The sequence below is a fragment of the Pseudomonas sivasensis genome, from assembly GCF_013778505.1.
Classification (GTDB): domain Bacteria; phylum Pseudomonadota; class Gammaproteobacteria; order Pseudomonadales; family Pseudomonadaceae; genus Aquipseudomonas; species Aquipseudomonas sivasensis.
Map to the genome: position 1 here is coordinate 195,242 of NZ_JAAOWU010000001.1, position 25,862 is coordinate 221,103.

Genomic DNA, 25,862 nt, shown 5'->3' on the forward strand with positions numbered 1-25,862 from the left:
ACCTTATAAATCTGCGATTACCTGCTTGGCGAACAGGCCTGCAGCCTTCAGCTCAGCGAGCAGTAGTAAAGCGAAGATTGGCTAGGCAATGTGCGATATGGAATAACACGGATGACTTCATGGCGAGATCAGAGCTTCTGGAGCAAGGTGCAGACATGCACCCTACTGGCGCTCATTGGGATGTTCACAAGCTACACCGACGCGCACTGGATAGAAGGAGCCTCATCCAATAGTAAGCGGGTCTTCAGCCGAGGCTTCGTTGTGCTCTGCGCAATAGTGGCTGGGATTGAGCTGGCAGTGCTCAACCACTTCTATGCTTCGCCCGGATGAGGTGACCGCGGGGAATGGCCGGCCCTGATATCGTCCCGCCCTTAAATCAAAATGGAAACATCGACGAATGGACTCATGGAAAACGCTGACAATCGCTGTCATGGTGCTGATGGGCAATCAGGCAGTGGCGGCAGAAAATGCCAACCCCTTCGATAAAGCGCTGATGTACTCCACGTTCGTGCCAACCATCTTGGTTGCAGGTACTACTTCTCTCACGACCGAAGCGCCAAAGCTTTTTACATCATCGAAAACCGACGCCCTTGCGTTTATCGGTTCGGACGGCGAAATCCGCGGGGCCGAGTTTGAACGGGCATCTCGGTACTATCATTCGACCTACCCCGCGCCGCTTATGTCCGACATGCAACTGGCCAAGGCTATCGCCGTTTCGTACTGAGAGAGGCGTCCATATTCAGCACAGGCCGAAAGGCAAAAGGGGCGGTGCATTTAAATAAATGCGCCGCCCCTTTTTTACGTTTTACCTGGCCGTTTGCGACCTGCGAAGGGCCGACCTCGCGTGTTAACCTTGCGGCCATTGCAAAATCAGCAGGGCCGAGCGCCCCACCTTTGCCCCACTCCTTTCAACGAATTTGCTAACTATCTGATGAGTAAACACACTTCCGATCTGTCCTCCCATACGCCAATGATGCAGCAATACTGGCGCCTGAAAAACCAGCACCCTGATCAGTTGATGTTCTATCGCATGGGCGACTTCTACGAGATCTTCTACGAAGACGCGAAGAAGGCCGCCAAGTTGCTGGACATTACCTTGACCGCGCGCGGGCAGTCGGCGGGACAGTCAATTCCAATGTGTGGGATTCCTTACCATTCGTTGGAAGGCTATCTGGTCAAGCTGGTGAAGCTGGGCGAGTCGGTGGTGATCTGTGAGCAGATCGGCGACCCGGCGACCAGCAAGGGGCCGGTAGAGCGTCAGGTGGTGCGCATCATTACACCGGGCACGGTGAGTGATGAGGCGCTGCTGGATGAGCGTCGCGATAACCTGATCGCTGCGGTGTTGGGCGATGAACGGCTGTTCGGCCTTTCCGTGCTGGACATCACCAGCGGCAATTTCAGCGTGCTGGAGATCAAGGGCTGGGAGAACTTGCTGGCGGAACTGGAGCGCATCAATCCTGTGGAACTGCTGATCCCGGACGATTGGCCGAAGGACCTGCCGGCGGAAAAACGTCGTGGGACCAAGCGCCGTGCGCCGTGGGATTTCGAGCGTGATTCGGCGCTCAAAAGCCTGTGCCAGCAGTTCTCGGTACAAGACCTGAAAGGCTTCGGCTGCGAAACCCTGACCCTGGCCATCGGCGCCGCCGGTTGCCTGCTCAGCTACGCCAAGGAAACCCAGCGCACTGCCCTGCCGCATTTGCGCAGCCTGCGCCATGAGCGCCTGGACGATACCGTGGTGCTCGATGGTGCCAGCCGTCGCAATCTGGAACTGGACACCAACCTGTCCGGCGGGCGTGACAACACGCTGCAATCGGTGGTCGACCGTTGCCAGACTGCCATGGGCAGCCGCCTTCTGACACGCTGGCTGAATCGTCCGCTGCGGGACCTGAGCGTGCTGCAAGCGCGTCAAACCTCTATTACATGCCTGCTGGATGGCTATCGCTTTGAAAAGCTCCAGCCACAGCTGAAAGAAATCGGTGACATAGAGCGGATCCTGGCACGGATTGGACTGCGAAATGCGCGCCCTCGTGACTTGGCACGCCTGCGCGACGCCCTTGGCGCCCTGCCGCAGTTGCAAGTGGCGATGACCGAGCTGGACACGCCGCACCTGCAACAGCTCGCAATCACGGCGGGCACCTACCCGGAACTGGCCGCGTTGCTGGAAAAAGCCATCATCGATAACCCGCCGGCGATCATCCGTGACGGTGGTGTATTGAAGACCGGTTACGACAGTGAGCTGGATGAACTGCAAGCCCTGAGCGAAAACGCCGGGCAGTTCCTGATTGACCTGGAAGCCCGCGAAAAAGCCCGCACCGGCCTCGCCAACCTGAAGGTCGGCTACAACCGCGTGCACGGCTACTTTATTGAGTTACCAAGCAAGCAGGCCGAGTCGGCACCGATCGATTATCAACGTCGCCAGACCCTCAAAGGCGCCGAGCGCTTTATCACACCGGAACTCAAAGAGTTCGAAGACAAGGCGCTGTCAGCCAAGAGCCGTGCCCTGGCTCGCGAGAAAATGCTTTATGAGGCCTTGCTCGAAGACTTGATCAGCCAACTGGCGCCGCTGCAGGACACTGCCGCCGCCCTGGCGGAGCTGGATGTATTGAGCAACCTTGCCGAACGTGCGTTGAACCTTGATCTCAACTGCCCACGCTTTGTCAGCGAACCGTGCATGCGCATCGTGCAGGGCCGCCATCCGGTGGTGGAACAGGTCTTGACCACGCCGTTCGTCGCCAACGACCTGTCCCTGGACGACGATACACGCATGCTGGTGATCACCGGTCCTAACATGGGTGGTAAATCGACCTACATGCGCCAGACCGCTTTAATCGTGTTGCTGGCGCATATTGGCAGCTTCGTGCCGGCGGCCAGTTGCGAACTGTCCCTGGTCGACCGGATTTTCACCCGGATCGGCTCCAGCGATGACCTCGCCGGTGGCCGCTCGACCTTTATGGTGGAAATGAGCGAAACCGCCAACATCCTGCACAACGCCACCGAACGCAGCCTGGTGCTGATGGACGAAGTGGGTCGCGGCACCAGCACCTTCGACGGTCTGTCCCTGGCATGGGCAGCCGCCGAGCGATTGGCGCATCTGCGGGCTTACACACTGTTTGCCACCCACTACTTCGAACTGACGGTGCTGCCGGAAAGCGAGCCACTGGTGGCCAACGTGCACCTCAATGCCACGGAGCACAACGAACGCATCGTGTTCCTGCATCATGTGTTGCCTGGGCCCGCCAGCCAAAGTTACGGACTGGCGGTGGCGCAATTGGCCGGAGTGCCGAACGACGTGATCGTGCGTGCCCGTGAACACCTCAGTCGCCTGGAAACCACGGCTCTGCCCCATGAAACCGTGGTTACCAGCCCAGCCAAGACCGCCAACAAACCTTCCGCGCCTCACCAAAGCGATATGTTCGCCAGCCTGCCACACCCCGTGCTGGATGAGCTGGCCAAGCTTGACCTGGACGGCTTAACACCGCGTAAAGCGCTCGAAATGTTATATGCACTGCAAGTTCGGATATAACGCAGACGCTTGCAAGCTGGTAGACTCTCGCGCGGTTTGGGATGCTGCGGGCTCTTAGCCTGGCCTGCAGACTATCGCTCCCGAACCTCGCGAGCCCTGCCACACAGGGTTTCGCTGCCGCCGCCTGAGGAGAAAATTAGAAATGACCTTCGTCGTTACCGACAACTGCATCAAGTGCAAGTACACCGACTGCGTCGAAGTGTGTCCGGTGGACTGCTTCTACGAAGGCCCGAATTTCCTGGTCATCCACCCGGATGAGTGCATTGATTGCGCCCTGTGTGAACCAGAATGCCCGGCCGTCGCTATCTTCTCCGAGGATGAAGTCCCGGCGGATATGCAGGAATTTATTCAGTTGAACGTCGAGCTGGCGGAGATCTGGCCGAACATCACTGAGAAGAAAGACTCGCTGCCTGACGCAGAAGATTGGGATGGTAAAAAAGGCAAGATCAAACACCTGGAGCGCTAATAGCGCCGCCGCCCAACTGAAAAAGCCCCTTTCCGGGGCTTTTTTGCATTCTGGAGCAGGCATTTACTTTTTTGCAGGCAAAAAAAAGGGGCGGTATGACCCGCCCACATTTTTTCCCTAGTCCCTTTATTCCTTTTCATCATCCTGATGAATCGCATCCTGCGACGTTCCCTGAGCCATCGTTCCTTAATGGCTGTGTCAATCCGTGGACACAGGACTGATGTTAGAGAGTTCCAAGGGAAGTTCAATGGGATCCAAATCGCCGACCGACACGTGATCGCTCTCTGGCGACGATAAATAATCTTTATATTTCATACAGATAGAAAATGCCTTCATCGATTTTAGCCGCACACGCCAGGTAAAAAACCCAAACACTTACGCAAAAGTAGGCGATTGCTTACACGCCTGATTGCGTAAATGCGCAACTAATATTCGTGGGCGGTTTTGCGAGCAAGAAAAAGCCCCGACAACGCGAGGCTTTTTTCGCTGCAACCTTTTCAGTCTTCGCTCACCGTAATCGTCGGCATTGCCGGTGCTGATGCTTCCTGCAGTACGATCCGCGCACCCACGTGACGGGCCAGCTCCTGATAAACCATGGCGATCTGACCATCAGGCTCGGCCGCAACAGTAGGTTTACCGCCGTCGGCCTGTTCTCGAATCGCCATCGACAACGGCAACGAAGCCAGCAACTCAACCCCGTACTGGGTCGCCAGCTTTTCACCGCCGCCTTCACCAAACAGATGCTCAGCGTGGCCGCAGTTGGAGCAAATGTGCACGGCCATGTTCTCCACGACACCCAGCACCGGGATGTTGACCTTACGGAACATCTCCACACCTTTTTTGGCATCGAGCAGCGCCAAGTCCTGGGGCGTGGTCACGATCACCGAGCCGGCCACAGGGACTTTCTGCGCGAGGGTCAGTTGGATATCGCCGGTGCCTGGCGGCATGTCGATGACCAGGTAATCCAAATCGCCCCAGGCGGTCTGCGTAACCAATTGCAGTAAGGCGCCGGAGACCATCGGGCCACGCCATACCATCGGCGTGTTGTCATCGGTCAGGAACGCCATGGACATGACTTCCACGCCAAGAGATTCGATAGGCACGAACCACTTCTGATCCTTGACCTTCGGCCGCGTGCCTTCTGCAATTCCGAACATCACGCCTTGGCTTGGACCATAGATATCAGCGTCTAGAATGCCCACTCGAGCGCCTTCACGGGCCAAGGCCAGGGCAAGGTTGGCAGCCGTGGTGGATTTCCCCACGCCGCCCTTGCCGGACGCCACGGCAATTACATTCTTGACGTTAGCCAGGCCCGGGATCTGCGCCTGAGCCTTGTGCGGCGCGATTACGCACTGGATGTCGACCTTGGCAGATGCCACACCATCCAGACCTTCAATGGCGATTTGCAGCATCTGCGCCCAGCCACTCTTGAACAGACCGGCGGCATAGCCCAGCTCCAGGTGGACCGACACCTGATCGCCCTGGACCTCAATGGCGCGTACACAACCGGCACTGACCGGGTCCTGATTCAAATAGGGGTCGGTGTACTGGCGAAGAACGGCTTCCACCGCTGCGCGATTCACGGCGCTCATGGGCTACTCCCGAAAAAAGACTGACTGAAACAGGCGGCTATCCTAACCGTTCCGGCCGCTTAACGGCATGCTTTCGAAGATGGGGAAGATGCTGAAACAGCGCCACGGGGTGAAATAAATTTCCTGGCGCTTTATAGTGGCCGACCTCCGTTTCATCAAGTAGCCGAGCCCCATGTCCGAGCCACGCAAGATCCTCGTCACCAGCGCCCTGCCCTATGCCAATGGTTCTATCCATCTTGGCCATATGCTTGAGTACATCCAGACCGATATGTGGGTGCGCTTCCAGAAGCATCGCGGCAACCAATGCATTTATGTCTGCGCGGACGACGCCCACGGTTCGGCCATCATGCTGCGCGCCGAAAAGGAAGGCATCACCCCGGAACAACTGATCGCCAATGTGCAGGCTGAACACAGCGCCGACTTTGCCGAGTTCCTGGTGGATTTCGATAACTTCCACTCGACTCACGCTGAAGAAAACCGCGAACTGTCGAACCAGATCTACCTGCGGCTGCGCGACGCCGGGCACATTGCCCAGCGTTCGATCACACAGTATTTCGACCCGGAAAAGAAAATGTTCCTGGCCGATCGCTTCATCAAGGGCACCTGCCCGAAATGCGGCACCGAAGACCAGTACGGCGACAACTGCGAAAAATGCGGTGCGACCTATGCGCCCACCGATCTGAAGGATCCGAAGTCGGCCATCTCCGGCGCCACACCGGTGCTCAAGGATTCCCAACACTTCTTCTTCAAGCTCCCGGATTTCCAGCAGATGCTGCAAACCTGGACCCGCAGCGGCACCCTTCAGGATGCCGTGGCCAACAAGATCGCCGAATGGCTGGATGCGGGCCTGCAACAGTGGGACATCTCGCGCGACGCGCCGTACTTCGGCTTCGAGATCCCAGACGAGCCAGGCAAGTACTTCTATGTGTGGCTGGACGCACCGATCGGCTACATGGCCAGTTTCAAGAACCTCTGCGACCGTACGCCGGAGCTGGACTTCGACGCGTTCTGGGGCAAGGACTCCACCGCCGAGCTGTACCACTTCATCGGCAAGGACATCGTCAATTTCCACGCACTGTTCTGGCCAGCGATGCTCGAAGGTTCGGGCTACCGCAAGCCTACTGGCATTGCCGTGCACGGCTACCTGACGGTCAACGGGCAGAAGATGTCCAAGTCCCGTGGCACATTCATCAAGGCGCGCACCTACCTGGACCACCTGTCCCCGGAATACCTGCGCTACTACTACGCATCCAAATTGGGCCGTGGCGTCGACGACCTCGACCTGAACCTGGAAGACTTCGTACAGAAGGTCAACTCGGACCTTGTGGGCAAAGTCGTGAACATCGCCAGCCGTTGCGCCGGATTTATCCACAAGGGCAACGCCGGCTTACTGGTGGCAGAAAATGCCGCACCGGAACTGACCGATGCGTTCCGGGCCGCCGCGCCAAGCATCGCCGACGCCTATGAAGCCCGCGACTTTGCCCGCGCGATGCGCGAGATCATGGGCCTGGCCGACCGCGCCAACGCCTGGATCGCCGATAAGGCCCCGTGGTCGTTGAACAAGCAGGAAGGCAAGCAGGCGGAAGTGCAGGCGATCTGCGCCACAGGTGTCAATCTGTTCCGCCAGTTGGTGATCTTCCTCAAACCGGTTCTGCCGTTGCTGGCAGCCGACGCGGAGGCGTTCCTCAATGTTGCGCCACTGACCTGGAACGACCACACCACCTTGCTCAGCAACCACCAGTTGAACGAGTTCAAGCCGCTGATGACCCGCATCGATCCCGTGAAAGTCCAAGCCATGACCGACGCTTCGAAAGAAGACCTCGTTGCTAGCCAGACCGACACCGGTTCGACTGCACCAACAGGCAATGGTGAATTGGCCAAAGACCCACTTTCTCCGGAAATCGAGTTTGACGCCTTTGCCGCCGTTGACCTCCGTGTTGCGCTTATCATCAAGGCGGAAGCCGTAGAAGGTGCCGACAAACTGCTGCGCCTGACGCTGGATATCGGTGACGAGCAACGCAATGTGTTTTCCGGGATCAAAAGCGCTTATCCGGATCCGTCCAAGCTCGATGGTCGCCTGACCATGATGATCGCCAACCTCAAGCCTCGAAAAATGAAGTTCGGTATCTCCGAAGGCATGGTGATGGCGGCCGGCCCTGGGGGTGAAGAGATCTACCTGCTGAGCCCTGATAGCGGCGCCAAGCCGGGTCAGCGCATCAAGTAACGCTGCAATACAGCCCTGTCGTCTCGGCGACAGGGCTATAGATAGCTTATGGCTGGATGACGCGGGCGTGTTGGGCCTGGTATTGCTGTGGACTCACACGCAAAGGTCCTACCTCACATGTTCGCGATGAGCCTGGACACCGGTCTCGGTTTTTGGCCGTTGCTGAGACTGTTCAGCGACTTACGCCAGCAGATCGCGGGCAATGACATTTTCCTACCTTTTCGCGGCCTACCGGTCGAGCTGATGGCGCTGGCATTCCGGGGCTTCAATGCAATGATCAAAACATGAGCCTGATTCAACGTATCGACGCACTGCTGCCGCAGACCCAATGCGGCAAGTGCGGACACCCAGGGTGCAAGCCTTACGCCGAGGGCATCGCCCAGGGCGAGGCCATCAATAAGTGCCCGCCGGGTGGGTATGAAACGATTGCGGGCCTGGCGCAGTTGCTGAGCCTGCCGCTGCTGGAACTGGACACCACCCGTGGCGAGGCACCTGCGCAGGTTGCGTATATCCGCGAGGCCGAGTGCATCGGGTGCACCAAGTGCATCCAGGCCTGCCCGGTGGATGCCATCGTCGGCGCTGCCAAGTTTATGCACACAGTGATTATCGACGAGTGCACGGGCTGTGACCTCTGCGTCGCGCCCTGCCCGGTAGACTGCATCGAGATGCGTCCTCCGATCACCGTACTGCCTATCGTAGGTGGCTTGGCGGCCAACGACGAAGAGCGGCATGAACGTGATATCAAGCGCAATCGCGCACGTTGGCGCTTCGAGCAACGTAACGCGCGCCTGCAACGGGAAGAGGACCACAAGCTCGCAGAACGTCTGGCGCGGGCCAAACGTCCAGCGCAGGTGACGCCTGTGCCGCTGGATGGAGCACAGGCCGCACAGGACGCGGCGGTGAAAAAAGCCAAAGTCAATGTCGCGATGAGCCGCGCTCAGTTGCATAAATCATTGAAAGCCTTCGGGCATCCGCCGACGTTTGACCAGCAATCCCAGTTGATCGTCCTACAACAACAGTTTGAGGCAGCTGAGCAGGCACTGGCCAAACTTGAACCCGCCAACATTCCCGCAGCGCCTGTGAGCAACACCGCTGGCCTCAAGCGCGCCAAAATCCAACTGGCGATGCGCCGCGCCGAATTGAAGAAAGCCCAGGATCAACAGGCCGATGCACAACAATTGGCCGATGCGCAAAACAAGCTCGATGAAGCCCAGCGTCAGGTAGATGCCCATGGTGCTTGACGTGTGGCTGGGCACGCCGCCAAGTATGGTTGTACTCACGCTATCGATGGGCGCTCGGAATTCAGACTTCGCGGTGACTGGTAGCAGGGTTCCAGGCTTGGGCCCACTATTCGAAACCACGTTGCTCGCCAACAAGGAATCTTCTGCCTCATGAACGCCGCAAAACGCCTGGAAATTTTCCGCAGACTTCACGAAGACAATCCGGAACCCAAGACCGAACTGGCATACTCCTCGCCGTTCGAGTTGCTGATTGCGGTGATCCTGTCGGCCCAATCCACGGACGTTGGCGTCAACAAGGCCACGGCCAAGCTGTATCCCGTGGCAAACACGCCAGAGGCGATTTATGCGTTAGGCGTGGATGGGTTGTCGGAATACATCAAGACCATTGGCCTCTACAACAGTAAGGCCAAAAACGTCATTGAGACCTGCCGCCTGCTGGTAGAGCTGCATGGAAGCGAAGTGCCGCAAACCCGTGAAGCATTGGAAGCCTTGCCGGGTGTGGGCCGCAAAACCGCCAACGTCGTGCTCAACACTGCATTCCGGCAACTGACCATGGCCGTGGACACTCATATCTTCCGGGTCAGCAACCGAACGGGCATTGCACGTGGCAAGAACGTGGTTGAGGTAGAAAAGCAGTTGATGAAGTTCGTGCCAAAGCCCTACTTGCTCGACTCCCACCATTGGCTGATCCTGCACGGGCGCTACGTTTGCCAGGCACGCAAGCCACGCTGCGGCAGCTGCCGCATCGAAGACCTGTGCGAATACAAGGACAAAACGTCGGACGATTGAGGGGGCATTAGTTTTCTCGATCAGTCGATTGAAAAAATCTTTTTTACCCGTTCATGGATTATCGTTATAAGGAGCGCCAACGGCAGTCTTACTCCGGAGTTAACGTTATGAGCACTGACAAAGAACAGTTGGATGTGGAAGACGACCTCGTTGAGTCGGATGATGATGGTGCAGAGGCTCCCGTGATAGAGGTCGCCAAGACCAATCTGAGCAAACGCCGTACTATCGACAATCTTCTGGAAGAACGACGCTTGCAAAAACAACTGGCCGACTACGACTTCGATCTCTAAGCCAGCGGTCGAGGGCCGGAAGCCTCCCTTACGGAGGCTTTTTTCTGCGGACTATGCTGGGCTAGGTGCAGCCTGCAAGTCTTCTATACCAAGCCGTTGCGCTGGGCCAGTTCGATCAAATCCACTAGGGAACGAGCATTGAGCTTAAGCAACAAGCGAGTCTTGTAGGTGCTGACTGTCTTGTTGCTGAGGAACATACCGTCGGCGATTTCCTTGTTCGTCCGACCCCGAGCCAGTTGCTGCAAGACCATCATTTCCCGGCCTGACAACCGCTCGACCATATCAGCCTCACTGGCGTTGCCCATGGTGGAGCGTACCGAGTTGAGTGCCTGGTTTGGAAAGTAGCTGTAACCCGACAAAACCGCTTTGATCGCACTCAGCAATTCGGTCAGGTCCTGCTGTTTGCACACATAACCCGCAGCGCCCGCCTGCATACAACGCATGGAAAAGTGACCTGGGGCCTGGGATGTGAGCACTAGCACCTTGAAGGGTATAGGTTGTTTGGCAGACGACAACCGGCAAATAACTTCCAGGCCATCGAGTTTGGGAATCCCAATATCCAATATGACAATGTCCGGCATATGCTCCCGCGCAAGTTGCAACGCATCGACACCGTTATTGGTCTCGGCAACGACCTCATAACCATGACGCTCCATTAGCATACGCACAGCAAGACGAATGACGGGATGATCATCCACGATCAGCACTTTATTCATGAGAAAGTCCAATTTCGCTGTTCGAATTATTTAGAGCAAGCACAATAGCCTAGTCGTTTCATAGTTGGCATAGCGTCCCCCCCCGAGCAACAGCAAGCAGAGACCCAACCCACAGCGATAAAGGAAACGCCCTACAAAAAAACACCGATTCGAATGTTTCCGGTTTTATGGAGCCTTTCAGACCTTTCCGTCCCATCACACATTTTGAGTAAAATTTCCAGGTTACCAAGGGCAGAACGTGAACGAGCCCCACACAACTATCAGGAAATGCCCCTTGTCTTTCGACTACGGATACTGGAGCTGGTGGAGAAAAGTCGGTAGTTTCAGTTCCATTTAACATATTTTTTTACATCCCTATTTACTACAGAGTCTTAGGTCTCTCACATGTTCTCCCGCACCCACTGAGTGAATTATCTGTAAGACTAGTTCCTATGCAGATGTAAAAAATTCATTCCCCCCTACAAACAATCGCAGACAGCACACAGCAATCGAGAAAAAAACACATTATTCGAATAAGTTTGAACACTAATTAAACAACGTTAAACAACACCGATCTATTTAGAATACTCAGGCAAAAAAAATGGCCCCTTGAACAAGGGGCCATTCTTCAAAACAAGCTAAACACTCAGAATAACGAGCGGCCTTTATTAGCGGCAATGCGCATGCGCAGTGCGTTCAACTTGATAAAGCCTGCTGCGTCAGCCTGGTTGTAAGCGCCGCCATCTTCTTCGAAGGTGGCGATGTTGGCATCGAACAACGAATCATCAGACTTGCGGCCGGTAACGATCACATTACCCTTGTACAGTTTCAGGCGCACAACGCCGTTCACGTGAGCCTGGGAGGCGTCGATCATCTGTTGCAGCATCAGACGCTCTGGGCTCCACCAGTAGCCGGTGTAGATCAGGCTGGCGTACTTGGGCATCAGCTCGTCTTTGAGGTGAGCCACTTCGCGGTCCAGGGTAATGGACTCGATGGCGCGGTGAGCGCGCAGCATGATGGTGCCGCCTGGGGTTTCGTAGCAGCCACGGGACTTCATGCCCACATAGCGGTTCTCTACGATGTCGAGACGGCCGATACCGTGTTCGCCACCGATACGGTTCAGGGTCGCCAACACAGTGGCCGGGGTCATTTCGACGCCGTCCAGTGCGACGATGTCGCCGTTGCGGTAGGTGAGCTCCAGGTACTGCGGCTTGTCTGGAGCGTTCTCCGGGGAGACGGTCCATTTCCACATGTCTTCTTCGTGCTCGGTCCAGGTGTCTTCCAGCACGCCGCCTTCATAGGAGATGTGCAGCAGGTTGGCGTCCATCGAGTACGGGGATTTCTTCTTGCCATGACGCTCGATCGGGATTGCATGCTTTTCAGCGTAATCCATCAGCTTTTCACGGGACAGCAGGTCCCATTCGCGCCAAGGGGCAATCACTTTCACGCCGGGCTTGAGCGCGTAGGCACCCAGCTCGAAACGTACCTGGTCGTTGCCCTTGCCGGTAGCGCCATGGGAAATGGCGTCAGCGCCGGTTTCGTTGGCGATTTCGATCAGGCGCTTGGCGATCAGCGGACGTGCGATGGAGGTACCCAGCAGGTACTCGCCTTCATAGACGGTGTTGGCGCGAAACATCGGGAAGACGAAATCGCGGACGAATTCTTCGCGCAGGTCGTCAATGTAGATCTCTTTCACGCCCATGGCTTGCGCCTTGGCACGTGCAGGTTCGACCTCTTCGCCCTGACCCAGGTCAGCGGTGAAGGTCACCACTTCACAGTTATAAGTATCCTGCAGCCACTTGAGGATCACCGAAGTGTCCAGGCCGCCGGAATACGCGAGAACGACCTTGTTTACGTCGGCCATGCCATCACTCCACGGGGTTGTACGGAAAGGCGTCGATTCTACCGATCAAAACCGTGGATTTACAGGGGCGCGACAGCAAATGAAGATAAAGCGACAGATTATGTCGAGCGAGCGACCGATGGTCGCACGTCAGGAGGTGTGTGCAGGGTTGCTCGGCCCCGCCGCCTGGGGCGCCGGTTTCTCGGGGACAGCCACACGTTCGAGCTGAATATTCACACGGCGGTTGCGGGCCCGGTTGGCGGCATTGGTATTGGGCGCCAAGGGGTAACTTTCGCCATGGAAACGCAGGGTAATCTGGGACTCCTGGATACCATTGGCCTTGAAGTAGTCCATCACCGCCAGCGCGCGGCGGCGTGAAACATCGCGATTGCTCAGGCGATTGCCACTGTTGTCCGAATGGCCATTCAATTCGACATGGTTGACGGTAGGATCCGCTTTCATGAATTCGAGAATCACTGCCAGCTTCTGCTTGGCCGCGGCGTCGAGCTCAATGCCCCCCCCAGGGAAGCCGACTTCAGTCTGCTTGACCTGATCGTAATTCATCGGCAACAACTTGGCCGTGCACAGCTGATAGTCGCTGTAGGCCTTGTTGAATTTCACCGGCAGCAGGCGAATTTCTGAATAGCCGCCCTCACGCCCATAGTGCCGCACGGTGGGCGAGCGGCCATCGAGCAAACCGTTGAACAGACGCCCAGCCTGGGCTTGAGAGCTGTTGAACAGCACATCACCGCTGCCAGCACGTACGGCACCGAGGTTGATGTCACCCCGACCGGGCTGCCAAGGGGCAGCGGCAGCCAACAAGGTGGCCGATCCTGCGCCCAGCGAGCCGTTATAGGCTTTCAGACGGAACGTCGCCTGCTCACCCGCCCGGCGCACGAACTCACCCGAACCGAAATCGGTGATCGGTTGGGTTAGGCGGCACTCGAACTTGTCGCCCTCTACTTTCCACTCAATATTCTCCAGACGTGTCTGGAACGTGAGGGCCATCGCAGGCAGGCTGGCGAACACACTGAGCAGGGCTAGATAATGCTGGCGCACGGGAGGCTCCACTGGTTTCTACAACACTTCAAAGCGTCATACATCGATAAGGCATACGAAAGGCTATCGGATGCATCCTGCAAAACTTGATAGCGAGTGCCTGCAAGAGTCTTTTCCGGTAGCATTCCCACCAGATTGACCCGCCTGGAATCCCCAATGTCCGACCGCCTGACCCTGCTGCGTCCCGACGACTGGCATATTCATCTTCGCGATGGTGCTGCGTTGCCCCAAACCGTGGCCGATGTAGCGCGTACGTTTGGCCGCGCCATCATCATGCCTAACCTGGTACCACCGGTGCGTAACGCCGCTGAAGCCGATGCCTATCGCCAGCGTATCCTCGCTGCACGACCGGCCGGCAGCCGCTTCGAACCGTTGATGGTGCTCTACCTCACCGACCGCACCCAGCCCGAAGAAATTCGCGAGGCCAAAGCCAGCGGTTATGTGCACGCCGCCAAGCTGTACCCTGCTGGCGCGACCACCAACTCCGACTCCGGCGTGACCAGTATCGACAAGATCCTGCCCGCCATCGAAGCCATGGCCGAAGTGGGCATGCCGCTGCTGATCCACGGTGAAGTTACCCGTGGCGACGTGGACGTGTTCGATCGCGAGAAGATCTTCATCGACGAGCACATGCGCCGCGTGGTCGAGCTATTCCCGACCCTCAAGGTGGTGTTCGAGCACATCACCACGGCCGATGCCGTGCAGTTCGTCACCGAGGCCTCGGCCAACGTAGGCGCAACCATCACCGCCCATCACCTGCTGTACAACCGCAACCACATGCTGGTGGGCGGGATTCGGCCGCACTTCTATTGCCTGCCAATCCTCAAGCGCAATACCCACCAGGTGGCCTTGCTGGATGCCGCGACCAGCGGTAATCCGAAGTTTTTCCTCGGCACCGACTCCGCGCCTCACGCCCAGCACGCCAAGGAAGCCGCGTGCGGCTGTGCCGGTTGCTACACCGCTTATGCCGCCATCGAGCTGTACGCAGAAGCGTTCGAACAACGCAACGCCTTGGACAAACTCGAGGGTTTCGCCAGCCTCAACGGCCCACGTTTCTATGGCCTGCCGGCGAATACCGACCGCATTACCCTGGTCCGTGAAGACTGGACCGCCCCTGCCAGCCTGCCATTTGGCGAGCTGACCGTTATCCCGCTGCGCGCCGGTGAAACACTGCGCTGGCGCCTGCTGGAGGAAAGCAAGTGAGTGAAGACCATTACGATGACGACCAGGAACACGGCGGTGGCGGTTCGCGCCACCCGATGGCCGAACGTTTCCGTGGCTATCTGCCTGTCGTTATCGACGTAGAAACCGGCGGTTTCAATTGCGCCACCGACGCGCTGCTGGAAATTGCCGCGACGACCATCGGCATGGACGAACAGGGCTTTGTGTATCCAGAACACACCCACTTCTTCCGCGTCGAGCCGTTTGAAGGTGCCAACATTGAAGCGGCAGCCCTGGAGTTCACAGGGATCAAGCTTGATCACCCACTGCGCATGGCGGTGAGTGAAGAAGCAGCGCTGACCGATATCTTCCGTGGAGTGCGCAAGGCGTTGAAGGCCAATGGCTGCAAACGCGCGATCCTGGTCGGGCATAACAGCAGCTTCGACCTGGGTTTCCTGAACGCAGCCGTGGCGCGGTTGGACATGAAGCGCAACCCGTTTCACCCGTTCTCCAGCTTCGACACCGCAACCCTTGCCGGCCTCGCCTACGGTCAGACCGTATTGGCCAAAGCCTGCCAGGCCGCCGGTATCGATTTCGACGGTCGCGAAGCCCACTCGGCCCGATACGACACAGAAAAGACAGCTGATCTGTTCTGCGGCATCGTCAACCGCTGGAAGCAGATGGGCGGCTGGGAAGACTTCGGCGACTGAGTTCAAATCCCGCCTATAAAAAAACCGGCCTGTCACAGGCCGGTTTTTTTGTACCTCGATTCTGGCTTACAGCTTGCCAGCGTTCTCGGTCAGGTAAGCCGCAACGCCTTCTGGCGAAGCGTTCATGCCTTTGTCGCCCTTCTTCCAGTTGGCAGGGCACACTTCGCCGTGCTCTTCGTGGAATTGCAGAGCGTCGACCAGGCGAATCAGCTCTTCCATGTTACGGCCCAGCGGCAGGTCGTTGATGATCTGCGAGCGGACAACGCCTTTGTCATCGATCAGGAACGCGCCACGGAAAGCCACGCCGCCTTCGGACTCAACGTCGTAAGCCTTGGCAATGTCGTGCTTCATGTCGGCAGCCATGGTGTATTTGACTTTGCCGATGCCGCCATCGTTGATGGCAGTGTTGCGCCAGGCGTTGTGGGTGAAATGGGAGTCGATGGAAACGGCGACCACTTCAACGTTACGCGCCTTGAAATCGTCCATGCGGTGGTCCAGAGCGATCAGCTCCGAAGGGCAGACGAAAGTGAAGTCCAGCGGGTAGAAGAACACCAGGCCGTATTTGCCTTTAATGGCTTCAGACAGTTTGAAGCTGTCAACGATTTCGCCATTGCCGAGCACGGCAGGTACGTCGAAATCCGGGGCTTGTTTGCCGACGAGTACGCTCATTAGGTATCTCCTGATGTAAGGGTGACGATTGAAGTAAAAGGACCGGCCCTGAGTCTGCCGCATTCAAGCGACAGCCCTGTGACGCAGTCACGCTTCGTGAAGACCGACCATCATACACTGAAAAAACCGTTCGTCAGCGTGAGGGCGGTGCGGGCAAATACCCTACGAATCTACTTTGACAATCATTCTCGTTAACATTAAGATCCATCGCACTTAAGCCTTAACCCCGCGACGGTTCTCCCTATGTATGTGTGCCTCTGTACTGGCGTCACCGACGGACAAATCCGCGAAGCAATCTATGAAGGTTGCTGCAGCTACAAGGAAGTGCGTGAAACCACCGGCGTTGCCAGCCAATGTGGCAAATGTGCCTGCCTCGCCAAGCAAGTGGTACGGGAAACCCTGACGCAGCTGCAGACAGCCCAGGCAGCACTGCCCTACTCAGCAGAATTTACACACGCTTAAATGAGCGTGTTTTAAAGAGCCGGACTTAGTGTCCGGTTTTTTTATGCCTGTAATTCAATTAGTTAGCCCCAAGACGCGGAACACAAACATTCTTATTCCGATTAATTTTCATTTATTATTCAATAACTTAGGTTTGACACTGAGGTTTTCGCCGCTCAAACTCCGCCCTATACACAGCTATTACAGGGCAGGACCCCAGTCATGAAAGGCGACATCTCAGTCATCCAGCAACTCAACAAAATCCTTGCCAATGAACTGGTCGCGATCAATCAGTACTTTCTGCATGCACGCATGTACGACGATTGGGGCCTGGAAAAGCTTGGCAAGCGCGAATACAAAGAATCCATCAAAGCCATGAAGGATGCAGACGCGCTGATCAAGCGCATTCTGTTCCTGGAAGGCCTACCGAACGTCCAGGACCTGGGCAAGCTGAACATCGGCGAGCACACCCAGGAAATGATCGGCAGCGACCTGGGCTTTGAACGCAAGAGCCACAGCGACCTCAAGGCAGCAATCGCTCACTGCGAAGCCCAAGGCGATTTCGGCAGCCGCGAATTGCTGGAAGATATCCTGGAAGATCAGGAAGAACACATCGACTGGCTGGAAACCCAATTGGGCCTGATCGACAAGGTCACCCTGGAAAATTACCTGCAATCGCAGATGGGCGAATAAGCCTTATCGGCTTGCCGGTAAAACCCCACAAAAAAGCCCCGCTCTCTCACGAGAAGCGGGGCTTTTTATTGCAGGCGAATCAAGCGTCAGTCTTGGCCGCCGCATTTGCCGCTGCGTCTTTGATCAGCGTCTGCAACGAACCATCAGCTGCCATTTCAGTGATGATATCGCTACCGCCAACCAGCTCACCGGCTACCCACAGCTGTGGGAAAGTCGGCCAGTTGGCGTACTTCGGCAGGTTGGCGCGGATTTCCGGGTTTTGCAGGATATCCACGTAAGCGAACTTCTCGCCACACTGCATAACAGCCTGGGAAGCCTTCGCGGAGAAACCGCACTGAGGAGCGTTAGGGGCGCCCTTCATGTAAAGCAGAATGGTGTTATTGGCAATCTGCTCTTTGATCGTTTCGATGATATCCATGGAACACCTCGGCTGGAACTTTGCGACTCACAGGTCGGCACGGTGGCGCATTGTAACGCAAAATTCCAGCCGGGTGCTCAGGCCGCTGCTACCTGGACCGGAACGCCATTGAGCGCAGCGTTCCCCGATAGCTCATCCAACTGCCGCTCGTCGGTCAAGTCATTCGCGCTCGCCCCCGGTTGCCCGCTGGCGATGGTCATCTGGACGCCCGGGCGAGCGTGACCCCAGCCATGGGGCAGGCTGACGACCCCGGGCATCATCTCCAGACTGGCCAGCACCTCTACCTCGATCATGCCAATGCGCGAACTCACGCGAACCCGCTGACCATCACTCAGTTGCCGACTGACAAGGTCATCGGGATGCATCAGCAATTGATGTCGGGGCTTGCCCTTCACCAAGCGATGATAATTATGCATCCAAGAATTATTGCTGCGCACATGCCGACGGCCGATCAGCAGCAGTTCGTCAGCCATGGGCAGCGGCTGCGCGGCGAAGCGCGCCAGGTCGGCAAGAATCACAGCGGGCGCGGCCTGAACCTTACCGTCAGCCGTTTTCAAGCGCGCAGAAAGATTGGGCTGCAACGGCCCCAAATCCACGCCATGGGGGTGATCGGCCAGCATCGCAACCGACAGTTTATGACTCGACGCATCACCATACGCCCCGGCACGCAGTCCGAAGTCGATCATCTTGGCCGGCGGCATCGTCGGTTTAAGCACAACACCGGTCTGCGCCGCAAAGGCGGTGGCCAGACCGACGAAAATTTCCCAGTCATGCAAGGCCCCTTCGGGCTTGGGCAAGATCGCGCGGTTGAAACGGGTGACGTTACGCACCGCAAACATGTTGAAGGTGGTGTCGTAGTGATCGTTTTCCAGGGCCGAGGTGGACGGCAAAATCAGATCGGCGTACCGAGTGGTCTCGTTGATGTAAAGATCGATACTGACCATGAACTCCAACCCATCCAGCGCCTGCTCCAACTGGCGACCGTTAGGGGTCGACAGCACAGGATTGCCCGCTACCGTGACCAATGCGCGAATCTGCCCTTCGCCTTCAGTAAGCATTTCTTCAGCCAGGGCCGACACCGGCAACTCGCCGCCGTACTCCGGACGCCCGGAAACCCGGCTTTGCCAGCGGTTGAAATGCCCCCCGCCGGTCGACGCCACCAGGTCCACCGCGGGCGTAGTGCACAAGGCGCCGCCAACCCGGTCCAGGTTGCCGGTGACCAGGTTGATCAACTGCACCAACCAATGGCAGAGCGTGCCAAACGCCTGGGTCGACACACCCATACGCCCATAACACACAGCCTTGTCCGCTGCGGCAAAGTCCCGCGCTAATTGGCGGATCTGTTCGGCAGGCACCGCACACTGGCGGCTCATGGCCTCGGCAGTAAAGCCTGCGATAGCACGGCGAACGTCCTCAAGACCGTCTACCGGTAAATGACTGGGGCGTGTCAGGTTTTCGGTAAACAAGGTGTTGAGCACACCGAACAACAGCGCCGCATCCCCACCCGGCCGCACGAATAGGTGTTGATCAGCAATCGCCGCCGTTTCACTGCGCCGAGGGTCTACCACCACCACTTTGCCGCCCCGGGACTGAATGGCCTTAAGGCGCTTCTCCACATCTGGCACGGTCATAATGCTGCCGTTGGAAGCCAGCGGGTTGCCACCCAGGATCAGCATAAAGTCGGTGTGATCGATGTCCGGGATCGGCAGCAGCAGACCATGGCCGTACATCAAGTGGCTGGTGAGGTGATGAGGCAACTGATCCACAGAGGTCGCGGAATACCGATTGCGCGTCTTGAGCAGGCCGAGGAAGTAGTTGCTGTGAGTCATCAGCCCATAGTTGTGCACGCTGGGGTTGCCCTGATACACCGCCACCGCATTCTGCCCGTGCCGGGCCTGGATACCCGACAGCCGCTCGGCGACCAAGGAAAACGCTTCGTCCCACGGGATCGCTCGCCATTCGCTGCCCGTTCGCAACATCGGCTGGTGGAGGCGGTCCGGGTCATTCTGGATATCCTGCAACGCCACCGCCTTTGGGCAGATATGACCACGGCTGAAGGTGTCCAACGCGTCGCCCTTGATCGAGGTAATCGCCAGGCTGCCGTCTTCGGCTTGGGTAGTTTCCAGGGTCAAGCCACAGATGGCTTCACATAGATGGCACGCACGGTGATGGAGAGTCTTGGTCATGGCCAGTCTCTTTATAGGGGCTTTGGTCTGACTATGGGCCGCGACCATGACAGACGCCAGTATCGTTCGTCCTGTGAATCGGCGAGCATTAGGCCAGGCCATGACCAAGCATGAGCAAATGTTACAAAACCCTGTATACAGCCCCGGAAACCGACGCAGCCTGATCCGAGCCCGCCCCCGCGCATTGCAAAAGGTTGCGACGCCAGTGTACAAATGGCCCGCTGCCGTCAGGAAATCGTCTTCAAAAGCGCTCTCGCGCCCTTCTTGAACACCCCTAAAAACGTAGCCCTATTGGTAAGACGCGACATTTAATGTCAATATCGCGCCTTCCCCTATTTCGTCGCCCCGTGCGGCTTTCGCCGCAGGTCTCGCCCGTTGTCACAATAAACAAGGCTTTGAGTATCTGCGGTCTGTTGCAAAAAGGTAGTTAATGATGAGCGCAAGGCACTTTCTCTCCCTGATGGATTGCACGCCCGAAGAGCTGGTCAGCGTGATCCGTCGAGGCATTGAGCTTAAAGACCTGCGTAACCGCGGCGTACTGTTCGAGCCTTTGAAAAACCGCGTCCTCGGCATGATTTTCGAGAAGTCGTCGACCCGCACCCGTGTGTCTTTTGAAGCCGGCATGATCCAACTAGGTGGCCAAGCCATCTTCCTGTCTTCGCGCGACACTCAACTGGGTCGTGGCGAGCCTGTCGCCGACAGCGCCCGCGTCATGTCGCGCATGCTGGATGCGGTGATGATCCGTACCTTTGCCCACAGCACCGTCACCGAATTTTCCGCCAACTCACGAGTTCCGGTGATCAACGGCCTGTCCGATGACCTGCACCCGTGCCAGTTGCTGGCTGACATGCAAACCTTCCTTGAGCACCGTGGCTCCATCCAAGGCAAGACCGTGGCCTGGATCGGTGACGGCAACAACATGTGCAACAGCTATATAGAAGCGGCGATCCAATTCGACTTCCAACTGCGCATTGCTTGCCCGCAAGGCTACGAGCCTGACGCGCGCTTCCTGGCACAGGCCGGCGATCGCGTCACCCTGGTGCGTGACCCACGTGACGCCGTGCTGGGCGCGCACCTCGTCAGCACCGACGTCTGGACCTCCATGGGCCAGGAAGACGAAACCGCCCAGCGCCTGGCCCTGTTCGCGCCGTACCAGGTAAATCGGGCCCTGCTCGACCTGGCTGCACCGGATGTGCTGTTCATGCACTGCCTGCCCGCTCACCGCGGCGAAGAAATTAGCCTCGACCTGCTTGACGATGAGCGCTCGGTCGCCTGGGACCAGGCCGAAAACCGCCTGCACGCTCAGAAGGCTCTGCTCGAATTCCTCGTCCCGCCTTCGTACCACCACGCATGAGCCAGCCACTTCTGCTGAACCTGCGCAATCTGGCATGCGGCTATCAAGATCAACGGGTGGTGCAGAACCTCAATCTGCACCTGAACGCGGGCGATATCGGCTGCCTGCTCGGCTCATCAGGCTGCGGTAAAACCACCACTCTGCGCGCGATTGCCGGTTTTGAGCCGGTGCATGAAGGCGAAATCAGCCTGGCAGGAGAAGTGATCTCCAGTGCCGGTTTCACCCTGGCACCGGAGAAGCGTCGCATCGGCATGGTGTTCCAGGACTACGCGCTGTTTCCCCACCTCAGCGTGGCCGACAACATCGCGTTCGGCATCCGCAAGCATCCACAAAAGGATCGCGTGGTTACCGAGTTGCTGGAACTGGTAAACCTGAAGAATCTGGGCAAGCGCTTCCCTCACGAACTGTCCGGCGGCCAGCAGCAACGTGTCGCCCTCGCCCGCGCCCTGGCGCCGGAGCCGCAACTGTTGCTGCTGGACGAACCCTTCTCCAACCTTGATGGCGAACTGCGGCGCAAGCTCAGCCATGAGGTGCGCGACATTCTAAAGGCGCGCGGCACCAGTGCGATCCTGGTCACCCATGACCAGGAAGAAGCGTTTGCCGTGAGTGATCAGGTCGGCGTCTTCAAGGAGGGCCGTCTGGAGCAGTGGGACACGCCCTACAACCTCTATCACGAACCTCAGACACCCTACGTCGCCAGCTTTATCGGCCAGGGTTATTTCATTCGTGGTCAGTTGAGCTCGCCCGAGTCCGTCAGCACCGAACTGGGTGACCTGCGCGGCAATCGCGCCTACACCTGGCCGACCGGTGGTGCGGTGGATGTGTTGCTACGCCCGGATGACATCGTCTACGCGCCGGACAGTGCATTGAAAGCCCGGATCGTCGGTAAGACGTTCCTCGGTGCATCCACCTTGTACCGTCTGCAGTTGCCGACCGGCGCGCAACTGGAATCGATTTTCCCCAGTCATGCCGACCATCAGGTGGGGTCGGATGTGGGGATTCGTGTAGCCGCTGAGCATCTGGTGCTGTTTCAGGCTTCGGGCAGCACCGCGGCGCAGATCCCTCGATCCGAGTCGGGCGTACGGCGCTACAACCCGGCACACTGAGTATTTGAAGAATACTGGTCATCATGTGGGAGGGAGCTTGCTCCCGATGGCAGTGGGTCAGCTGTAGATACACCGGCTGACCTACAGCGATAGTGAGCAAGCGCCCTCCCACATGGGTTCTCCAGGCGCCTGGGATTACGCCCGACCAATTTCTGCGAATATGGCCTGGGTGTGCTCCGCCAGCACCGCTGCCGACAACTCCACTTCCAAACCCCGTCTCCCCGCACTGACAAAAATCGTCGTGAACGGCTGCGCCGTCACATCGATAAACGTGCGCAAACGCTTCTTCTGCCCCAACGGACTGATGCCACCTAAAAGATAACCGGTAGAACGCTGCGCCGCGGCGGGGTCGGCCATTTCTACTTTTTTCACCCCCGCCGCGTGCGCCAGGGCTTTCAAGTCCAGACTTCCGACGACCGGCACCACAGCCACCAACAATTCGCCTTTTTCGCTGCTGGCCAACAAGGTCTTGAACACCTGCGCCGGGTCGAGGCTCAACTTTTCTGCGGCCTCCAGGCCATATGAGGCGGCCTTGGGATCGTGTTCATAACTGTGGATGCGATGTTCGGCGCGAACTTTTTTCAACAAATCCAATGCGGGGGTCATGGCGTCTCCGGCGGTGGCAAACAGGTGGCCAATTCTAGGCCAAGCCCGCGTAAAACGCTCTAATGCGCACCTCTCTTCAAACCATACTCCGTAGGGCAAGCATGATCATTCATCAAACCCATAGTTCGAAAGTGACTGACCGTTCACTTTCGACCTTTGACAGCGGTCATTCTTGTCTATATTTTTTCGCTTACGAACACTGTAGTAATACACCTACAGTATTCCAGCAGTAAGCCGTGCCTTGGATGGGGATCCTCGTCACGGTGAAAATCGCGCCACCGCCCGTTGAGGCAGTGCGCCAGACAAGAACAACAATTGAGGTTTTCCATGACAACTGCTCTTCAACAGCCTTCACTTTCGAGCCAATGCATGGCCGAGTTCCTGGGGACTGCGCTTCTGATCTTCTTCGGTACAGGATGTGTCGCTGCCCTCAAGGTCGCGGGTGCCAGCTTTGGGTTATGGGAAATCAGCATCATCTGGGGTATCGGCGTCAGCATGGCGATCTACCTGAGCGCCGGTATTTCCGGGGCTCACCTCAACCCAGCAGTCAGCATCGCTCTATGCCTTTTCGCCGATTTCGAAAAGCGCAAACTGCCCTTCTACATCCTCGCCCAAGTGGCCGGCGCATTCTGCTCAGCGGCGCTGGTGTACACGCTCTATAGCAATCTGTTTTTCGATTACGAACAAACCCATCATCTGGTACGCGGCACTCAAGCCAGCCTGGAATTGGCGTCGGTGTTCTCCACCTACCCTCATGCCCTGCTGAGCACTGCACAGGCTTTCCTGGTGGAAATGGTCATTACGGCGATTCTGATGGGCGTGATCATGGCCCTGACCGATGACAATAACGGCCTGCCACGCGGCCCGTTGGCGCCACTGCTGATCGGCCTGCTGATTGCGGTAATTGGCAGCGCCATGGGCCCGTTGACCGGCTTTGCGATGAACCCGGCACGGGATTTCGGGCCCAAGCTGATGACCTTTTTCGCTGGTTGGGGTGAAATGGCCTTCACTGGCGGCCGCGATATTCCTTACTTCCTGGTGCCGATTTTCGCGCCGATTGTCGGCGCATGCCTGGGTGCTGCGGCCTATCGCGGGCTGATTGCCCGTCATCTGCCGAGCGCCGCACCTGCTGTCGCCGAAACCCAAGACACCGCCGTCACTGGCGAAACCCGTATTTCCTGATAATACCGCCTGGTCCCTACTGCCCTTCTAGTGGCCCAGGCTGTTGATCCACTCCCTTATTTCTCGTCCAAGGCAATCGACATGACCGACATTCAGAATAAGAACTACATCATTGCCCTTGATCAGGGCACCACCAGTTCCCGGGCAATCATCTTCGATCGTGACGCCAACGTGGTCTGCACCGCCCAGCGTGAGTTCACTCAGCACTACCCACAGCCAGGGTGGGTTGAACATGACCCGATGGAAATCTTCGCTACCCAGAGCGCGGTGATGGTCGAAGCCCTGGCACAAGCCGGCCTGCACCACGACCAGGTCGCCGCCATCGGTATCACCAACCAGCGTGAAACCACCGTAGTGTGGGACAAAATCACCGGCCGCCCGATCTACAACGCCATCGTGTGGCAGTGCCGCCGCAGCACCGAGATCTGCCAGCAGCTCAAGCGTGATGGCCACGAGCAATACATCAACGACACCACCGGCCTGGTCACCGACCCGTACTTTTCCGGTACCAAGCTCAAGTGGATCCTCGATAACGTCGAAGGCAGCCGTGAGCGCGCGCGCAACGGCGAACTGCTGTTCGGCACCGTGGACAGCTGGCTGATTTGGAAATTTACCGGCGGCAAAACCCACGTCACCGATTACACCAACGCCTCGCGCACCATGCTCTTCAACATCCACACCTTGGAGTGGGATGCGAAGATGCTGGAGATCCTCGACGTTCCTCGCGAAATGCTGCCGGAAGTGAAGTCCTCTTCGGAGATCTACGGCCGCACCAAGAGCGGCATCGCCATCGGCGGTATCGCCGGTGACCAGCAAGCGGCGCTGTTCGGCCAGATGTGCGTGGAAGCCGGCCAGGCCAAGAACACCTACGGCACCGGCTGCTTCTTGCTGATGAACACCGGCGACAAAGCGGTGAAATCCAAGCACGGCATGCTCACCACCATCGCCTGCGGCCCGCGTGGCGAAGTGGCCTACGCACTCGAAGGCGCGGTCTTCAACGGCGGCTCCACTGTGCAGTGGCTGCGTGACGAGTTGAAGATCATCGCCGACGCCACCGACACCGAATACTTCGCCGGCAAGGTCAAGGACAGCAATGGCGTGTACCTGGTCCCCGCCTTCACCGGCCTGGGCGCTCCGTACTGGGACCCCTACGCCCGTGGCGCACTGTTCGGCCTGACCCGTGGCGTACGCGTGGATCACATTATTCGTGCAGCCCTGGAGTCGATTGCCTACCAAACCCGTGACGTTCTCGATGCCATGCAGCAGGACTCCGGCGAACGCCTCAAGGCCCTGCGTGTGGACGGCGGCGCGGTAGCCAACAACTTCCTGATGCAGTTCCAGGCCGATATCCTCGGCACCCAGGTCGAGCGCCCGCAAATGCGCGAGACCACGGCATTGGGCGCCGCCTATCTGGCCGGCCTGGCCTGTGGATTCTGGGGCAGCCTGGACGAGTTGCGAGGCAAGGCAGTGATCGAGCGCGAATTCGAACCACAGCTCGATGAAGCAGCCAAAGAAAAACTCTACGCTGGCTGGCAAAAAGCTGTCAGCCGCACCCGCGACTGGGAACCGCACGAAGGCGCCGAATAAGCCAAGCTCCGGTTGTAACTGGCCGGG

At 57.8% G+C, this 25,862-nt stretch carries 24 protein-coding genes; 16 read left to right on the forward strand and 8 right to left on the reverse strand.

From position 1 onward, the window contains the following. Positions 1-397 precede the first annotated feature (397 nt). The 3 genes from G9Q84_RS00910 (at position 398) to fdxA (ending at position 3,989) form a co-directional block, all read left to right on the forward strand. Positions 398-724, forward strand: a complete 327-nt coding sequence (locus G9Q84_RS00910; RefSeq protein WP_032891774.1) for a DUF2388 domain-containing protein — start codon at positions 398-400, stop codon at positions 722-724. A gap of 207 nt (positions 725-931) precedes the next feature. Beyond that, the gene (gene mutS, locus G9Q84_RS00915; RefSeq protein WP_181642750.1) at positions 932-3,523 is read left to right on the forward strand and encodes a DNA mismatch repair protein MutS; all 2,592 of its coding nucleotides are present in this window, start codon (positions 932-934) and stop codon (positions 3,521-3,523) included. Positions 3,524-3,665: 142 nt separating this feature from the next. Beyond that, complete coding sequence (fdxA, locus tag G9Q84_RS00920) at positions 3,666-3,989, forward strand: ferredoxin FdxA (protein ID WP_095183956.1); 324 nt, start codon at positions 3,666-3,668, stop codon at positions 3,987-3,989. 497 nt (positions 3,990-4,486) lie between these two features. Here fdxA and apbC read toward each other — a convergent pair whose 3' ends face one another. Further along, positions 4,487-5,581 (reverse strand): iron-sulfur cluster carrier protein ApbC, encoded by a 1,095-nt coding sequence (apbC, locus tag G9Q84_RS00925; RefSeq protein ID WP_099601221.1) that lies wholly within the window; start codon positions 5,579-5,581, stop codon positions 4,487-4,489. Positions 5,582-5,753: 172 nt separating this feature from the next. On the opposite strand from apbC, the gene metG reads away from it, so the two are divergent. The 5 genes from metG to G9Q84_RS00950 all read left to right on the forward strand — a co-directional run bounded on the left by metG (position 5,754) and on the right by G9Q84_RS00950 (position 10,125). Beyond that, on the forward strand, positions 5,754-7,805 hold the full coding sequence (metG, locus tag G9Q84_RS00930; RefSeq protein WP_122680286.1) for a methionine--tRNA ligase: 2,052 nt from the start codon (positions 5,754-5,756) through the stop codon (positions 7,803-7,805). 117 nt (positions 7,806-7,922) lie between these two features. Further along, positions 7,923-8,093: a hypothetical protein gene (locus G9Q84_RS00935; protein WP_177434246.1), complete on the forward strand. Its 171-nt coding sequence runs from the start codon at positions 7,923-7,925 to the stop codon at positions 8,091-8,093. Beyond that, entirely contained in the window at positions 8,090-9,046 is a 957-nt protein-coding gene (rsxB, locus tag G9Q84_RS00940) for an electron transport complex subunit RsxB (RefSeq protein WP_099601219.1), read from the forward strand. The genes G9Q84_RS00935 and rsxB overlap by 4 nt, the downstream gene beginning before the upstream one ends. A 150-nt stretch (positions 9,047-9,196) precedes the next feature. After that, on the forward strand, positions 9,197-9,835 hold the full coding sequence (gene nth / locus G9Q84_RS00945) for an endonuclease III (protein ID WP_032891781.1): 639 nt from the start codon (positions 9,197-9,199) through the stop codon (positions 9,833-9,835). A gap of 107 nt (positions 9,836-9,942) precedes the next feature. Then, complete coding sequence (locus tag G9Q84_RS00950) at positions 9,943-10,125, forward strand: PA3496 family putative envelope integrity protein (RefSeq protein WP_032891782.1); 183 nt, start codon at positions 9,943-9,945, stop codon at positions 10,123-10,125. Positions 10,126-10,208: 83 nt separating this feature from the next. On the opposite strand, the gene G9Q84_RS00955 is transcribed toward G9Q84_RS00950, so the two are convergent. From G9Q84_RS00955 to G9Q84_RS00965, 3 genes are all read right to left on the reverse strand, one after another. Next, a complete protein-coding gene (locus tag G9Q84_RS00955) occupies positions 10,209-10,841 on the reverse strand; it encodes a response regulator transcription factor (RefSeq protein WP_032891784.1) in 633 nt (210 codons plus the stop codon). Positions 10,842-11,466: 625 nt separating this feature from the next. Further along, a complete protein-coding gene (locus tag G9Q84_RS00960; RefSeq protein WP_012722490.1) occupies positions 11,467-12,684 on the reverse strand; it encodes an argininosuccinate synthase in 1,218 nt (405 codons plus the stop codon). A 129-nt stretch (positions 12,685-12,813) separates the two neighbouring features. After that, positions 12,814-13,722, reverse strand: a complete 909-nt coding sequence (locus tag G9Q84_RS00965; RefSeq protein ID WP_032891785.1) for a flagellar protein MotY — start codon at positions 13,720-13,722, stop codon at positions 12,814-12,816. A 156-nt stretch (positions 13,723-13,878) separates the two neighbouring features. Between G9Q84_RS00965 and pyrC the strand changes: the two genes are divergently transcribed. Together pyrC and rnt are read left to right on the forward strand one after the other, a co-directional pair. Continuing rightward, complete coding sequence (gene pyrC, locus G9Q84_RS00970; protein ID WP_032891786.1) at positions 13,879-14,925, forward strand: dihydroorotase; 1,047 nt, start codon at positions 13,879-13,881, stop codon at positions 14,923-14,925. After that, positions 14,922-15,593 (forward strand): ribonuclease T, encoded by a 672-nt coding sequence (gene rnt / locus G9Q84_RS00975; RefSeq protein ID WP_032891788.1) that lies wholly within the window; start codon positions 14,922-14,924, stop codon positions 15,591-15,593. The genes pyrC and rnt overlap by 4 nt, the downstream gene beginning before the upstream one ends. 66 nt (positions 15,594-15,659) lie before the next feature. On the opposite strand, the gene G9Q84_RS00980 is transcribed toward rnt, so the two are convergent. Further along, a complete protein-coding gene (locus tag G9Q84_RS00980) occupies positions 15,660-16,262 on the reverse strand; it encodes a peroxiredoxin (protein WP_003172097.1) in 603 nt (200 codons plus the stop codon). 243 nt (positions 16,263-16,505) lie between these two features. Here G9Q84_RS00980 and G9Q84_RS00985 point away from each other — a divergent pair, with 243 nt between their 5' ends. Together G9Q84_RS00985 and bfr are read left to right on the forward strand one after the other, a co-directional pair. Continuing rightward, the gene (locus G9Q84_RS00985; RefSeq protein ID WP_010564137.1) at positions 16,506-16,724 is read left to right on the forward strand and encodes a bacterioferritin-associated ferredoxin; all 219 of its coding nucleotides are present in this window, start codon (positions 16,506-16,508) and stop codon (positions 16,722-16,724) included. A 201-nt stretch (positions 16,725-16,925) separates the two neighbouring features. Continuing rightward, positions 16,926-17,396, forward strand: coding sequence for a bacterioferritin (bfr, locus tag G9Q84_RS00990; RefSeq protein ID WP_017526353.1), 471 nt, complete (start codon positions 16,926-16,928; stop codon positions 17,394-17,396). Between the two features lie 79 nt (positions 17,397-17,475). Here bfr and grxD read toward each other — a convergent pair whose 3' ends face one another. After that, entirely contained in the window at positions 17,476-17,814 is a 339-nt protein-coding gene (gene grxD, locus G9Q84_RS00995; RefSeq protein ID WP_032891789.1) for a Grx4 family monothiol glutaredoxin, read from the reverse strand. A 77-nt stretch (positions 17,815-17,891) separates the two neighbouring features. Then, positions 17,892-20,000: a molybdopterin oxidoreductase family protein gene (locus G9Q84_RS01000; RefSeq protein WP_181642751.1), complete on the reverse strand. Its 2,109-nt coding sequence runs from the start codon at positions 19,998-20,000 to the stop codon at positions 17,892-17,894. Positions 20,001-20,433: 433 nt separating this feature from the next. On the opposite strand from G9Q84_RS01000, the gene argF reads away from it, so the two are divergent. Together argF and G9Q84_RS01010 are read left to right on the forward strand one after the other, a co-directional pair. Further along, entirely contained in the window at positions 20,434-21,354 is a 921-nt protein-coding gene (gene argF / locus G9Q84_RS01005; RefSeq protein ID WP_032891794.1) for an ornithine carbamoyltransferase, read from the forward strand. Then, complete coding sequence (locus G9Q84_RS01010; RefSeq protein ID WP_099601217.1) at positions 21,351-22,460, forward strand: ABC transporter ATP-binding protein; 1,110 nt, start codon at positions 21,351-21,353, stop codon at positions 22,458-22,460. The genes argF and G9Q84_RS01010 overlap by 4 nt, the downstream gene beginning before the upstream one ends. 135 nt (positions 22,461-22,595) lie before the next feature. Here G9Q84_RS01010 and ybaK read toward each other — a convergent pair whose 3' ends face one another. After that, positions 22,596-23,066, reverse strand: coding sequence for a Cys-tRNA(Pro) deacylase (gene ybaK / locus G9Q84_RS01015; protein ID WP_032891799.1), 471 nt, complete (start codon positions 23,064-23,066; stop codon positions 22,596-22,598). A 327-nt stretch (positions 23,067-23,393) separates the two neighbouring features. Between ybaK and G9Q84_RS01020 the strand changes: the two genes are divergently transcribed. Both G9Q84_RS01020 and glpK read left to right on the forward strand, forming a co-directional pair. Then, the gene (locus tag G9Q84_RS01020; protein WP_032891800.1) at positions 23,394-24,248 is read left to right on the forward strand and encodes an MIP/aquaporin family protein; all 855 of its coding nucleotides are present in this window, start codon (positions 23,394-23,396) and stop codon (positions 24,246-24,248) included. Between the two features lie 81 nt (positions 24,249-24,329). Then, positions 24,330-25,835 carry a glycerol kinase GlpK gene (gene glpK, locus G9Q84_RS01025; RefSeq protein WP_032891801.1) on the forward strand — a complete coding sequence of 502 codons (1,506 nt, stop codon included), beginning with the start codon at positions 24,330-24,332 and terminating at the stop codon, positions 25,833-25,835. The last annotated feature ends 27 nt before the right edge of the window (positions 25,836-25,862 follow it).

Coding starts and splice junctions, on each gene's coding strand:
- bfr (WP_017526353.1), top strand. CDS start 16,926: ATGAAAGGCGACATCTCAGTCATCCAGCAACTCAACAAAATCCTTGCC.
- G9Q84_RS00955 (WP_032891784.1), bottom strand. CDS start 10,841: ATGAATAAAGTGCTGATCGTGGATGATCATCCCGTCATTCGTCTTGCT.
- G9Q84_RS00935 (WP_177434246.1), top strand. CDS start 7,923: ATGTTCGCGATGAGCCTGGACACCGGTCTCGGTTTTTGGCCGTTGCTG.
- G9Q84_RS01010 (WP_099601217.1), top strand. CDS start 21,351: ATGAGCCAGCCACTTCTGCTGAACCTGCGCAATCTGGCATGCGGCTAT.
- rsxB (WP_099601219.1), top strand. CDS start 8,090: ATGAGCCTGATTCAACGTATCGACGCACTGCTGCCGCAGACCCAATGC.
- metG (WP_122680286.1), top strand. CDS start 5,754: ATGTCCGAGCCACGCAAGATCCTCGTCACCAGCGCCCTGCCCTATGCC.
- apbC (WP_099601221.1), bottom strand. CDS start 5,581: ATGAGCGCCGTGAATCGCGCAGCGGTGGAAGCCGTTCTTCGCCAGTAC.
- ybaK (WP_032891799.1), bottom strand. CDS start 23,066: ATGACCCCCGCATTGGATTTGTTGAAAAAAGTTCGCGCCGAACATCGC.
- G9Q84_RS00985 (WP_010564137.1), top strand. CDS start 16,506: ATGTATGTGTGCCTCTGTACTGGCGTCACCGACGGACAAATCCGCGAA.
- G9Q84_RS01000 (WP_181642751.1), bottom strand. CDS start 20,000: ATGACCAAGACTCTCCATCACCGTGCGTGCCATCTATGTGAAGCCATC.
- pyrC (WP_032891786.1), top strand. CDS start 13,879: ATGTCCGACCGCCTGACCCTGCTGCGTCCCGACGACTGGCATATTCAT.
- G9Q84_RS00980 (WP_003172097.1), bottom strand. CDS start 16,262: ATGAGCGTACTCGTCGGCAAACAAGCCCCGGATTTCGACGTACCTGCC.
- mutS (WP_181642750.1), top strand. CDS start 932: ATGAGTAAACACACTTCCGATCTGTCCTCCCATACGCCAATGATGCAG.
- argF (WP_032891794.1), top strand. CDS start 20,434: ATGAGCGCAAGGCACTTTCTCTCCCTGATGGATTGCACGCCCGAAGAG.
- G9Q84_RS00910 (WP_032891774.1), top strand. CDS start 398: ATGGACTCATGGAAAACGCTGACAATCGCTGTCATGGTGCTGATGGGC.
- G9Q84_RS01020 (WP_032891800.1), top strand. CDS start 23,394: ATGACAACTGCTCTTCAACAGCCTTCACTTTCGAGCCAATGCATGGCC.
- G9Q84_RS00950 (WP_032891782.1), top strand. CDS start 9,943: ATGAGCACTGACAAAGAACAGTTGGATGTGGAAGACGACCTCGTTGAG.
- fdxA (WP_095183956.1), top strand. CDS start 3,666: ATGACCTTCGTCGTTACCGACAACTGCATCAAGTGCAAGTACACCGAC.
- glpK (WP_032891801.1), top strand. CDS start 24,330: ATGACCGACATTCAGAATAAGAACTACATCATTGCCCTTGATCAGGGC.
- grxD (WP_032891789.1), bottom strand. CDS start 17,814: ATGGATATCATCGAAACGATCAAAGAGCAGATTGCCAATAACACCATT.
- nth (WP_032891781.1), top strand. CDS start 9,197: ATGAACGCCGCAAAACGCCTGGAAATTTTCCGCAGACTTCACGAAGAC.
- G9Q84_RS00960 (WP_012722490.1), bottom strand. CDS start 12,684: ATGGCCGACGTAAACAAGGTCGTTCTCGCGTATTCCGGCGGCCTGGAC.